8 protein-coding genes are annotated in these 12,643 nt (G+C 70.0%); 4 read left to right on the forward strand and 4 right to left on the reverse strand.

The genetic code is table 11. From position 1 onward, the window contains the following. Positions 1 to 20: 20 nt before the first annotated feature. Positions 21 to 1,217 (forward strand): DUF1615 family protein, encoded by a 1,197-nt coding sequence (locus I3V78_RS37630; RefSeq protein ID WP_338023837.1) that lies wholly within the window; start codon positions 21 to 23, stop codon positions 1,215 to 1,217. 9 nt (positions 1,218 to 1,226) lie between these two features. On the opposite strand, the gene I3V78_RS37635 is transcribed toward I3V78_RS37630, so the two are convergent. Genes I3V78_RS37635 through mhpA form a run of 3 tightly spaced genes read right to left on the reverse strand, consistent with a single transcriptional unit; the run spans position 1,227 to position 5,772 of the window. Next, positions 1,227 to 2,690 carry a M16 family metallopeptidase gene (locus I3V78_RS37635; protein ID WP_204495743.1) on the reverse strand — a complete coding sequence of 488 codons (1,464 nt, stop codon included), beginning with the start codon at positions 2,688 to 2,690 and terminating at the stop codon, positions 1,227 to 1,229. After that, the gene (locus I3V78_RS37640) at positions 2,687 to 4,087 is read right to left on the reverse strand and encodes a M16 family metallopeptidase (protein ID WP_204495745.1); all 1,401 of its coding nucleotides are present in this window, start codon (positions 4,085 to 4,087) and stop codon (positions 2,687 to 2,689) included. Before I3V78_RS37640 ends, I3V78_RS37635 begins: the two co-directional genes overlap by 4 nt. A 47-nt stretch (positions 4,088 to 4,134) precedes the next feature. Then, positions 4,135 to 5,772, reverse strand: a complete 1,638-nt coding sequence (mhpA, locus tag I3V78_RS37645; protein ID WP_204495746.1) for a bifunctional 3-(3-hydroxy-phenyl)propionate/3-hydroxycinnamic acid hydroxylase MhpA — start codon at positions 5,770 to 5,772, stop codon at positions 4,135 to 4,137. A gap of 216 nt (positions 5,773 to 5,988) precedes the next feature. Here mhpA and I3V78_RS37650 point away from each other — a divergent pair, with 216 nt between their 5' ends. The 3 genes from I3V78_RS37650 to I3V78_RS37660 all read left to right on the forward strand — a co-directional run bounded on the left by I3V78_RS37650 (position 5,989) and on the right by I3V78_RS37660 (position 11,988). Continuing rightward, the gene (locus tag I3V78_RS37650) at positions 5,989 to 8,142 is read left to right on the forward strand and encodes a fibronectin type III domain-containing protein (protein WP_204495749.1); all 2,154 of its coding nucleotides are present in this window, start codon (positions 5,989 to 5,991) and stop codon (positions 8,140 to 8,142) included. Positions 8,143 to 8,201: 59 nt separating this feature from the next. After that, entirely contained in the window at positions 8,202 to 10,022 is a 1,821-nt protein-coding gene (locus I3V78_RS37655) for a fibronectin type III domain-containing protein (protein ID WP_204495755.1), read from the forward strand. A 151-nt stretch (positions 10,023 to 10,173) separates the two neighbouring features. Continuing rightward, on the forward strand, positions 10,174 to 11,988 hold the full coding sequence (locus I3V78_RS37660; protein ID WP_204495763.1) for an Ig-like domain-containing protein: 1,815 nt from the start codon (positions 10,174 to 10,176) through the stop codon (positions 11,986 to 11,988). Between the two features lie 43 nt (positions 11,989 to 12,031). On the opposite strand, the gene I3V78_RS37665 is transcribed toward I3V78_RS37660, so the two are convergent. After that, positions 12,032 to 12,634 (reverse strand): RNA polymerase sigma factor, encoded by a 603-nt coding sequence (locus tag I3V78_RS37665; protein ID WP_204495765.1) that lies wholly within the window; start codon positions 12,632 to 12,634, stop codon positions 12,032 to 12,034. Positions 12,635 to 12,643: the final 9 nt, after the last annotated feature.

Genomic DNA, 12,643 nt, shown 5'->3' on the forward strand with positions numbered 1-12,643 from the left:
GTCCCTCGAGGAGACCCTCCGTGCCCGTCGCCCCCCACCATCCCCGATCCGCCGTCGGGTGGATCGCCCTCGCGCTCGCGCTCCTGAGCGGGTGCGCCCACCGCCGCGCCGCTCCGGCCGAGCCCCTCCCGCCCCGCGTCACCCCCGAGCAGGCCCAGCGGCTGATGCCCCCGGACGTGAAGGACCGCGCGGGCTGGGCCGAGGACGTGCTGGCGGCGCTGGACGCGCACAAGCAGCACCCGTCCGTGGAGGCGGTGTGCGCGGTGTTCGCGGTCATCGAGCAGGAGTCCGGCTTCCAGGCCAACCCCCCGGTACCGGGGCTCTCGCGCATCGTGCGCCAGCGCCTGGACGCGTACGCGGAGAAGCTGGGCCCACTGGGTCCCCCCGCCCTGTCCGCCCTGCTGGGAGGTCAGGCCCCCGGCCAGTCGAAGAGCTTCGCCCAGCGCCTGGAGGCGGTGCGCACCGAGCGGGACCTGGATCGCATCTTCCGTGAGCTGCTGGAGTACTACGACACGGAGTTTCCCGTGACGTACGCGGCGGCGCGGGTGGCCAGCTCGCTCTTCAAGAGCACGCGGCTCGAGGACCTCAACCCCATCACCACCGCGGGCTCCATGCAGGTGAGCGTGCGCTTCTCCGAGGAGCTGGCGGGGGACGACGAGCGGGCGCGGCGGCGGGTGCGCGAGGAGCTCTACACGCGCGGCGGCGGCGTCTACTACGGCACGGCGCGGCTGCTCGGCTACGAGGCGCACTACGACCAGCCCCTCTACCGCTTCGCGGACTACAACGGCGGCGTCTACACCTCGCGCAACGCGGCGCTCCAGGAGCAGGTCACCGCGCTCACGGGCATCGACCTCGTGCAGGACGGGGATCTGCTCGCCTACGACAAGCAGGGCGAGCCCGTGGACACGGACAGCAACTCCCTCAAGGCCCTGCTCGCCTTCCGCGCGCGCCACGCGCCGGACCTGAGCGAGCGGCGCGTGCGCAAGGACGCGCGCGAGGAGAAGACCCTGGCCTTCGAGGAGACGGACACCTGGAGCGCCATCAAGAGCGCCTACCAGCGGGTGACGGGCAAGGCGCCCGCCTACGCGAAGCTGCCCACGGTGGTCATCCGCAGTCCCAAGCTCAGCGGGGACCGGTCCACGGCCTGGTTCGCCCAGTCCGTGAACAAGCGCTACCAGCGCTGCCTGGGGCGGGCCGCGCCGCCCGCTCCCAAGTAGCGCCGGGGCTCAGGGCTTGGGAGCCTTCGGGGGCGGCGCGAAGAACGGATCCGCGATGCGCATCTCGGTGACGGGGCCGTACGTGCGCGCCACCTCGCGGATATCCGCCGCCTTGCCCACCATCACCACGGTGAGATCCTCGGGCGCGGGCACCCGGTGCTGGATGACGGCCTTGAGCCGCGCCGGGTCCACCTGGGACACGCGCCGGGCGTAGTCGTCCACGTCGCTCGCGTCCAGGCCGAAGAAGGCGAGCTCGGACCACTGCGCGGCGATCTGCGCGCCCGTCTCCAGCGTGGGCGGGAACTGCCCCAGCACGTACTCCTGGGCGGAGGCGAGCGTGGGCGCGTCCAGGCCCTGCTCGCGAAAGCGCGTGAGCACCTCCACGGTCAGGTCCATCGCCTGGCCAGTCGACTCCGTCTTCGTGTACGAGGCCACGGAGTAGGCGCCGGCCCGCAGGGGTGTGCTCAGCCGCGAGGACGCGCCGTAGGTGAGGCCGGACTTGATGCGCAGCGCCGTGTTGAGCAGCGAGGTGAAGCGGCCCCCGAGCACGGTGTTGGCCACGCCCAGCTCCACGCGCTCGGCGTCCGTGCGGGAGATGCCGGTGTTGCCCAACGTGAAGTACGTCTGCGTGGCGTCCGGCTTGTCCACCAGCAGCACGCGCCGGCCCTTCGTGGGCGCGGTCGGAGGCGCCACGGGTGCCGGGCTGGATGCGCGGGCCCAGCCCCCGAGCGCCGCCTCCAGCCGGGTCGCGAGCTGCTTCGCGTCGAAGTCGCCCACCACCGAGAGGATGAGCCGGTCCCCACCGAGCTGCGCCTTCGCATAGGCCAGCACGTCCTCGCGCTGGAGCGGGGCGAGCGAGGCCTCGTTGCCGCCCACGGGCCGCGCATAGGGGTGCGCGCCGAAGTGGAAGGCCTGGAAGTACACGGGCATGAGCTGACGGAGGTCTCCGTCCTTCTCCGCCGCGAGCGTGGACACCATGCGCTCGCGCGTCTTGTCCACCTCGGCCTGCTCGAAGCGGGGCCGCTGGAGCAGGTCCGCGAGCAGCTCCACCATCAGGGGGATGTCGCGCGCCATGAACTGGCCGCGGACGACGAGCGCCTCGAGCCCCGGGGACACCTCGAGGGAGCCCCCCACCCCGTCCACGGCGTCGGCGAACTGGTTGGCGTCCCGCGCGCCCGCGCCCCGCTGCAGCAGCTCGGCGGTGAGCGCGGCCAGCCCCTCCTTGCCCGCGGGGTCACCCAGGGAGCCGCCCCGGACCCGCGCGCTGAAGGCCACGAGCGGCACGTCCCGCTTCTCCACCAGCAGCAGCCGGGCGCCGTTCTTCAGCGTCACCGTGCGCGCCGGGGGCAGGACCACCGCGTCACGCGTCGCGTCCCGGGTCACCACCGCCGGGCGCGGAGACTCGGCCGCCGGCGCCGCCGCCGCCGTCAGGCTCCACGCCGCGAGCACCACTCCCGCCTTGAGCCCCTTCATCGCGCCGCCTCCTGCTTCGCATCCCCCGAGGCCTGCTCGGGCACCAGCACCCCCACGGTGCGGTTGTTGCGTCCAAACACCTGGGCGGCCACCTGCCGCACCTGCTCGCGCGTCACCGCCTCGTAGCGCTCCGGCGCCCCGAAGAGCGCCTGCCAGTCGCCGTGGAACACCTCGAAGGTGCCCAGCGCCTGAGCCCGACCACTGTTCGTCTCCAGGCGGCGCCAGAAGTCCGCCACGACGATGTTCTTCGCCTTGCGCAGCTCCGCGTCGGTGATGCCCTCGGTGCTCACCCGCGCGAGCTCCGCGTCGAGCAGCGCCTCCACCCGGGTCGGGTCTCCCCCGGGCGGCAGATCCACGAGCACCCACGTGAGCGAGGGATCGAAGCCCGCGCCCAGGTAGCCGCCGACCGCGAGCGCCACGCGCTCCTCCTCCACCAGGCGCCGGTGCAGCCGCGACGAGTCGCCCTCGGTGAGCACCCGCACGAGCAGGTCGAGCGCGGGCATCTGCGCGTCCCGGGCGCGCGGGCTGTGGAAGGCCATCTGCAGCAGGGGCGCCTGGGCCAGCTTGCGCACGGTGACGCGGCGCTCGCCCAGCTGCGGGGGCTCCTGGGTGCGCACGGGCTCCGGCTCGGGCTGGGCGGGAATGGGCGCGAGGTACTTCTCCGCGAGCGTGAAGATCTGCTCGGGCGTCACCGCGCCCACCACGATGAGGGTGGCGTTGTTGGGCGCGTAGTAGGTGCGGAAGTAGCGCTCCAGGTCCTCCTGCTTCCAGCTCTCGATGTCCGAGGGCCAGCCGATGGTGGGAATCTGGTACGGGTGCGCCACGAAGGCGGTGGACTGCACCTGCTCCATGAGCAGGCCCGCGTTGTTGTTGTCCACGCTGGAGCGACGCTCCGAGTAGACGACGCCGCGCTCGCTCTCCACCACCTTGGGATCGATGGCCAGGTGGCCGAGCCGGTCCGCCTCCAGGTCGAAGATGGTCTCCAGCGCCGAGCGCGGGAACCAGTCCTGGTACACGGTGACGTCCTCGGAGGTGTAGGCGTTGTTGCTGCCGCCGTGCGCCTCCATGACGCGGTCGAACTCACCGGGCCCGTACTTCTTCGCGCCGTTGAACATCATGTGCTCGAAGAAGTGGGACAGGCCGGTGATGCCGGGCCGCTCGTTGCGGCTGCCCACGCGGAACCAGTTGTACAGCGCGACGCTGGGGTTGGCCGGCACGGGCCACACGATGATCTTCAACCCGTTGGACAGCGTGCGGGTCCGCACCTGGGCGGACGCCGTCGCCGTGGCCTTCGCGGTCGTGTCCGCCGCCGCGGGCGCCTTCGCCGCGCGGCCCTGCGCACACGCCACCGTCCCCGCCAGCATCAGGCTGGCGATGAAACACTTCTGTCCGCGCATCCACCCTTCCCTTCCATGTCGAATGAGTTGCCCAGCCCCGCGTGCGCTCAACCCACCGAGGCACCGGCCCGGGCCGGCGGCGTCGTGGAGCGCAGGGGGCCCTGGATCCGCTGGCGCAGGGCCACGGACAGCCAGGACAGGTGCGAGCTGCGCACGGCCCCGAAGAGGTAGCGGTCCGGACGGAGCACCGCGATGTCCGCGTCATGCTGGTGGAACCAGGTGGCGAGCTTTCCCCCCAGGTCCGTCACCTCGCCCGCCTGGGCGGGCGTCTTGCGCGGCGGCACGAGGCGCACGCACGTGGCGCCCAGGCTGTCGGCGAGCACCTGCGCGGCCCGTGCCGAGGCTTCCGGGACGCCGTGGCGCACGATCACCGCGAAGCCCGGGCCCAGCACGTCGTCGAGCAGCACGGGCGCGCCGTCCGTCAGGGCGACCCGGGGCTGGGGGAAGTAGGTGCCCTCGGGCGAGAGGCGATGGCTGCGGCCGCCGCCCATCAGGAAGCCCCGGAGGATGAGGGGCCGGGGTTTGAACTCGAGGTCCCGGATGAAGCGGTGCACGCGGGGGATGCGGTCCAGGGCGCGCACGAGCCGGTCGCGCATGAAGGCCACGGGGCGGCTGCCGGTGAGCACGAGCCGGCCCATGTTCACGCTCGCCTCCAGCATGGCCTCCGCGTGCGGACGACGCTCCTCCTCATAGGAGTCGAGCAGGGAGGGCTCCGCGTGGCCCTGCAGCACGGCCGCGAGCTTCCAGGCGATGTTGGCGCCATCGCGCAGCCCCGAGCACAGCCCCTGGCCGAGCACGGGCGGCATGAGGTGGGCCGCGTCGCCGAGCAGGAACAAGCGCCCGTCCCGCCAGCGCGCGGCCACGCGGCGGTTGAAGACATAGGTGGCGGCGCGCAGGATCGTGACGGTGTCCGGATCCACGTAGGGCGCGATGAACGCGCGCACGCGCTCGGGCTGGACCATGTCCTCGGGCTTCTCGTCCTCGCGGATCATCACCTCCACGCGCAGCTCGTTGCCCGCGCACCGGGCGACGAAGACGTGGCGGTAGGGGTCGCACACCATGCGGCTGACGGCCGGGGGCTCGTGGGGCAACAGGAGCGAGATGGCCACCATGCCCTCGTCATAGGTGGAGCCCACCATGTCGATGCCCGCGAGCTGGCGCAGCGTGCTGCGGCCCCCGTCACACGCCAGCACGTAGCGGGCGCGCACGGTGGACTCGGACCCGTCGCGCACGTCGCGCACGGTCACCGACGCGCCATCCTCGTCCTGGGTATAGGCCTCCACCTGCTGGCCGAGCCGCAGCGTCACCGAGGCAAAGCGCGCCAGGCCCTCACGCAGCACCCGCTCCACGAAGGGCTGGCTGAAGAAGCGCAGCGCCGGGTAGCCAAAGCCAAAGTCCGTGCTGCCCACGCCCAACCGGGCGAACACCTCCCCCGTGGCCCCCACGAGCTCCACCTCGGGGCAGGTGTACATGTGGGCGTCCAGCACGTCGGCGAGGCCCACGGACTGGTAGATGCGCAGCGCCTCGTCATCACAGGTGATGGCCCGGGGCTGGTTGTGCTGCGTCAGGGAGCGCTCGAGCACGAGCGTCCGCACCCCGTACTGGCCCAGGAGGTTGGCCGTCAGCGCTCCCACCGGGCCACACCCGACGATGAGCACGTCCGTCTCTTGCACCGATGGCGTCATGAAGTCCCTGGCCGCGGGGGGACCCAACCGTCGGGTGCGCGGCGCGGGCAATCTATCGGATGCACGCGCCCCCACGGCGCATCTTCCGGGTCCGGTCGCGACGAGAAGTCGAGGGAAATGCGGGTTTGACCCGAAAAAAAAGGCTTCCTTCTCTTGCTGTTATCTCGCTGGGGCCGATGTCGGTCCTCGGCCCACTCAGCATCGAGGAAGACTGGAATGTTCTCCCCCTACTGGAAGGCTCCCGCCCAGGCCGTGTTCGCGGCCTCCGCGACGCTGTTCTTGAGCCTCGCGCCGAGCCTGGCGCTCGCCGCCAACCGCGGCGCCTGGGCCGCCAACGTCTCCTACGTCACCGGCGACTTCGTCACCTACAGCGGCAAGGGCTATGACTGCCGCCAGACGCACACCTCGCTCACCGGCTGGGAGCCGCCCAACGTCCCCGCCCTCTGGCTGGAGGGCACCACGACTCCGCCCCAGGACACCCAGGCCCCCTCCACGCCGAGCGGCCTCACCTCCCCCAGCAAGACGGCCAACAGCGTCTCCCTCTCCTGGAACGCCTCCAGCGACAACGTGGCCGTCACCGGCTACGAGGTCTTCAACGGCTCCACCCTCGCCGCCAGCGTCTCCGGCACCTCGGCCACCGTCTCCGGCCTCAACGCCAACACCACCTATACCTTCACCGTGAAGGCCCGCGACGCCGCCGGCAACCGCTCCGCCGCCAGTTCCGCCTTCAGCACCACCACCTCCCCCACCTCCCCCGCCGACACCCAGGCGCCCTCCACGCCGAGTGGCCTGTCCTCGCCGAGCAAGACGGCCAGCAGCGTGTCGCTCGCCTGGAACGCCTCCAGCGACAACGTGGCCGTCACCGGCTACCTCGTCTTCCGCAACGGCACCCAGGTGGGCACGCCGACGGGCACCTCCTATACGGACAGCGGCCTCGCGGCCTCGACGGCGTACAACTACACCGTCAAGGCGCGGGACGCGGCGGGCAACCAGTCCACGGCGAGCGCCACGCTGAGCGTCACCACGCAGGCGGGCACCACCAACCCGGACACGTCCTGGCGCCCGGGCTACGTGGCGCTGGGCACCGTGTACGAGCCCTTCACGGGCACGGACAAGTACTTCTCCAAGGTGAACCCGCAGTTCCCCTCGGGCAAGCGGCTCAACTACGGCTACCTGTATCTCAATGGCGGCTCGCAGATGTCCGAGTGGCATGACCGGACCGTGCGCCTGGCCACGAAGAGCAAGGAGCAGGGCATGACGCCCATCTTCGTGGTGTATGGCATTGGCGGCAACACGGACGACCACGGGGTGGTGTGGAGCAACCTGCAGAGCGCCGGGTTCCTCAACGGCTACTTCAAGGGCATCAAGGACGTGGGCCAGACGGCCACGGGCATCATCGGCACGGGCCGCATCGGCTACGTCATCGAGCCCGACACGCTGGGCTACCTCATGCAGCACTACGCCTCGCAGTATGGCAATGACCCGACCCGGATCCCGGCGGCCACCTATGCCGCGTACGACTCGGGCGTGCTGCAGCGGGGCGTGGATCCCGCGTTCCCGGACACCCTGACGGGGCTCGTGCAGGCCATCAACTACACGCTGCGCAAGTACACCCCCAAGGCGTTCCTCGGCTGGCAGCTCAACCTGTGGGCGGCGTCGGGCGCGCCGAGCAACGGCATCATGCACGCCACGGAAGTGTGGGGCCTGGAGACGGGCAAGACGCGCATCCAGGAGAACGCGCGCGCCAACGCGGGCTTCGCCCTGAAGGCCGGCGTGAAGTATGGCAATGCCGAGTTCATCTCCATCGACAAGTACGGCCTGGACGGCGGCATCGCCGCGGGCGGCAACCCGGCGGATCCGGCGAGCTCGCCGTGGTTCTGGAACGCGGACCTCTGGAACAACTACCTGCTCTTCTGCAAGACGTTGAAGGAGACGCTCAGCCTGCCCGTGGTGCTCTGGCAGATTCCCGTGGGCCACATCAACGGCACCCAGCAGTCGAGCCCCACGACCTACAACGCCTCGGGCACCTTCCCGGACCTCGACCACACCACGCAGCGCTACGAGGACTCCGCCTCCACGTTCTTCTTCGGCGACCGCATCACGCTGTCGGGCAACCGCCTGTCCTACTTCTCCAAGAACGTGTGGAACGACTCCAAGGTGTCGGTGAGCGGCAACGTCGTCACCTGGGGCTCGCACATCCAGGACGCGGCCAACGCGGGCATCGTCGCCATCCTCATGGGCGCGGGCGTGGGCATCAGCACCCGTGGCATTCCCCAGCCGGGCGCCTACCCGGAGGATCAGCCCACGGACGCCTACTACTGGATCACCCGGGTGCAGCAGTACTACGCGAGCCCGGTGCTCGCGCCCTGAGTGGCCTTGTCATTCACCCCTTCCCCATTCCTCGACTCATTCCTGAAAGGGATTCCCTGATGCACACCTCGACTCGTTCGGGCCGCGCGGCGCTCTCCGTGCTGGTGGCCTTCGTCGCCCTGCTGTGGAGCCTCGCGCCGGGCCTGGCGCTCGCCGCCAACCGTGGCGCCTGGGCCGCCAACGTCTCCTACGTCACCGGCGACTTCGTCACCTACAGCGGCAAGGGCTATGACTGCCGCCAGAACCACACCTCGCTCACCGGTTGGGAGCCGCCCAACGTCCCCGCGCTCTGGCTGGAGAACTCCACGACGCCGCCCCAGGACACCCAGGCGCCCTCCACGCCGGGTGGCCTGACCTCCCCCAGCAAGACGGCCAACAGCGTCTCCCTCTCCTGGAACGCCTCCAGCGACAACGTGGCCGTCACCGGCTACGAGGTCTTCAACGGCTCCACCCTCGCCGCCAGCGTCTCCGGCACCTCGGCCACCGTCTCCGGCCTCAACGCCAACACCACCTATACCTTCACCGTGAAGGCCCGCGACGCCGCCGGCAACCGCTCCGCCGCCAGCTCCGCCTTCAGCACCACCACCTCTCCCACCGCCCCCGCCGACACCCAGGCGCCCACGGCGCCCTCCAGCCTGCGCTCCACGGGCGTGAGCGGCAACAGCGTGTCGCTCGCCTGGACGGGCTCCAGCGACAACGTGGCCGTCACGGGCTACGAGGTGTTCACCGGCTCCACGCTCGCCACCACCGTCACCACGACGTCCGCCACGGTGTCGGGCCTCAACGCCAACACCACCTACACCTTCAGCGTGAAGGCGCGCGATGCCGCCGGCAACCGCTCCACCGCCAGCAACAGCGTCTCCGCCACCACGACGAGCACGCCCCCGAGCAGCTCGAAGAAGATCATCGTCGGCTACTGGCACAACTTCGACAACGGCTCGACCAACATCCGCCTGCGTGACATCTCCACGAAGTACGACGTCATCCAGGTCGCGTTCGCCGAGCCCGTGGGCGGCGCCGATACGGGCAACATGGTCTTCACGCCGTACAACGCGACGCAGGCCGAGTTCAAGTCGGACGTCGCCTACCTCAAGAGCCTGGGCAAGAAGGTCCTCATCTCCATCGGTGGCGCCAACGGCACCATCCACCTGGACAACACCACCGGCAAGGCGAAGTTCCTCTCCACCATGCAGTCCATCATCGACACCTATGGTTTCGATGGCCTGGACCTGGACCTCGAGGGCAGCTCGCTCGCGCTCAACGGCGGCGACACGGACTTCCGCAGCCCCACCACGCCGAAGATCGTCAACCTGATCGACGCCACGCGCCAGCTCATCAACCGCTACGGCTCGGGCTTCGTGCTCACCATGGCGCCCGAGACGGCCTACGTGCAGGGCGGCTACTCCGCGTACGGCGGCCCGTGGGGCGCCTACCTGCCCGTTATCTACGCGCTGCGCGACCGCCTCACCTACCTGCACGTGCAGCACTACAACACCGGCACCGTCACCGGCCTGGATGGCAAGTCCTACGCCCAGGGCACGCCCGACTTCCACGTGGCCATGGCGGAGATGATGATCCGCGGCTTCCCCGTGGGCGGCAACACCAACCAGATGTTCCCCGGCCTGCGCGCGGACCAGATCGTCATCGGCCTGCCCTCCTCGCCCCAGGCGGCGGGTGGCGGCTACACGACGCCGGCCAACGTGCAGAAGGCGCTCGACTACCTCATCAAGGGCAAGTCCTTCGGCGGCTCCTACGTGCTGCGTCAGGCTTCCGGCTACTCGGACTTCAAGGGGCTCATGACCTGGTCCATCAACTGGGACAAGTTCACCAACTTCGAGTTCTCCAACAGCCACCGCGCCTACCTGGACACGTACAAGTAGGCCGCGCGACCCGCACGCCTCCGGACCCGAGCAAGACAGGTTGACCCGAAACGCCGCTCGCGGCGCTCTCTCTTCTGCCTGTCTTTTCCTCGTTTTCTCCTAATCCGGAGGCAGCATGCGTCGGTCGTCCAAGTTCCTCATTCCTAGTCTGATGGGCCTGCTCGTCGCCTGTGGCGCCGAGCAGGAGCTGCCCGCCTCGGCCCACGTCGAGAGCCTGGAGCAGGGCGCCGCGACCGCCGCCGGGCTCACCGCGACGTTCGCCCAGGCGTCCAGTTGGGGCGGCGGCTTCAGCGCCACCGTCACCATCAAGAACACCACGGCCAGTGTCATCAATGACTGGGCCATCAACTTCAAGTTCAACGGCAGCGCCGCGGTGAGTGGCACGCCGTGGGGCGCGGGTGGCTCGGCCACCAAGGGTTCGGACGGCTCGTGGACCCTCCTGCCCAACTCCTGGGGCGGTGGCACGGTGCCCGCCAACGGCAGCGTGACGGTGACCTTCGAGGGCACGGGCACCTACGGTGGCGTGAGCACCTGCAACATCAACGGCTATGCGTGCACCGGCGGCACCCCGCCCTCCAGCGACAAGACGGCGCCCACGGTGAGCCTGTCGGCCAGCCCCACCAACCTCACCAGCGCGGGCACCGTGACGCTCACCGCGCCCGCCAGCGACAACGTGGGCGTGGCCCGGGTCGAGTTCTACAAGAACGGCGCGCTCTTGAGCACCGACACCACCAGCCCCTACAACGCCACGGACAGCTTCTCGTCCACCACCCAGAACGGCACCTACAGCTATACGGCCAAGGCGTTCGACGCCGCGGGCAACTCCGCCACGTCCTCCGCCGCCAGCGTCACCGTCAAGCTCACCACCAGCGAGCCCCCGCCCACCACGGGCGGCCGCATGTACATCGGCTACGCGAGCAGCTGGAACACGAGCATCAACGACCTGACGACGGCCAACATCCCCAGCTACTACACGCACCTGAACCTGTCCTTCGTGCGCCCGGACATGGCCTACACCCGCGGCTCGCTCGCGTTCGACCAGGCGGTGGCGGGCTTCGAGTTCTTCGAGGGTGCCGCGACCAACAGCGGCCAGAAGAAGTTCACCGCGGCCCAGTCCCAGACGCTCATCAACAACATCAAGGCGCTGCGCGCGCGCGGCACCCAGGTGTGGATCTCCGTGGGCGGCTGGAGCTACAGCCAGGGCGACCAGTGGTCGCGCTTCAACGCGGGCCACGTGGTGGACCTGGCGCAGGACCTGGGCGCGGACGGCGTGGACATCGACTGGGAGTCGAGCGGCAGCAGCTGCAACAAGCTCGAGGAGTCCCAGTTCAGCTGCAGCAAGGACGGGGAGATCGCCAGCATCATCACCACCCTGGACAGCACCATCCGCTCGCGGGGCCTCAACCTGGGCATCTCCATCGCGGGCTGGTCCACGGGCGCCTACTACGTGAAGGGCACGCCGTTCGAGGAGGGCAAGGTGCAGTGGGGCTCGCCCTTCGGTGGCACCATGTACAGCGTGGTGAAGAACCACGGCTCCAAGCTGCGCCACATCAACCTCATGTCCTACGACGGCGGCGACTACTACGATCCGCGCGAGGGCTATGAGTCCTACCGGGCCATCTACTCGGGCCCCATCGCCATGGGCCTGGAGATCGCGCCCGAGGGCGCGGGCGGCGCCACGCTGCGGCTCAACGCCGACTCGGGCACCGTCTACGACGCGGAGATGCTCACCGGGCAGAACAACATGGCGACGAAGTATTACAACGTCGAGACGCTCGCCACGTACATGAAGAACAAGGGCAAGCCCACCGACGGCATGATGGTCTGGCAGGTGTGGAAGGAGCGCGTGCACGCCGCGCCGCCGTCCGGGGCCGCGTCCGTGAATGCCACGGGCCAGAAGGTCTGCCAGATGCTCGGCATCACCAGCAACTGCAACCAGAGCATCCCCAGCCTGCCCAAGTACTAGCGGGGACGTTCGGGCGTCGTGAAGTCAGGGAAGCGCGGGGCGGCTAGAGCAGCGCCTCCGCTTCCCGGTCCACCTGGCGGTAGAGCAACTCCCGCAGGTGCGCCTTGCCCAGACGCAACCGGCTGCGCACGGTCTCGAAGGGGACCTCCAGCTCCTCCGCCATCTCCGGCACGCTCATGCCCATCACGTGGTGCAGCAGGAGGGCGCGGCGCTGCTCCTCGGAGAGCTTGTCGAGCAGCCGCTCCATCTGCCGGCGCAAGAGACAGTCCTCGGGCTCGTCCCCGTCCGGCCGCGGCAGCTCCAGCTCCGCCCCTTCCTCCTCGGAATGCAGCAGCGTGCGCTCGGCGCGCGCGCGCTTCGAGGCGGCGAACGTCACCCGGCCCACGACCCGATCCGCCCACGACGCGAACGCGCCCTCGCCCCGGTAGGACGGCAGGCCCCGCAGGATGGCGATCAACGCATCCTGGGTGATGTCATCCACGTCCGAGTCGCCGCGCACCGTGTAGCGCACGAGGTTGCGCACCCGGGGCATCAGCCGGGCCACCAACGTCTCGGCGGACTCGTTCGGGCCGTCCAGGACGGCATGCAGGCGAAGCTCCTCCAGGGAAGCCCTCACCGGACGGCGGCATCGCGAATTGGCTTTCATCGTGGTCAT

This window comes from Archangium primigenium (genome assembly GCF_016904885.1).
In the GTDB taxonomy this organism is placed as follows: Bacteria; Myxococcota; Myxococcia; order Myxococcales; family Myxococcaceae; genus Cystobacter; species Cystobacter primigenius.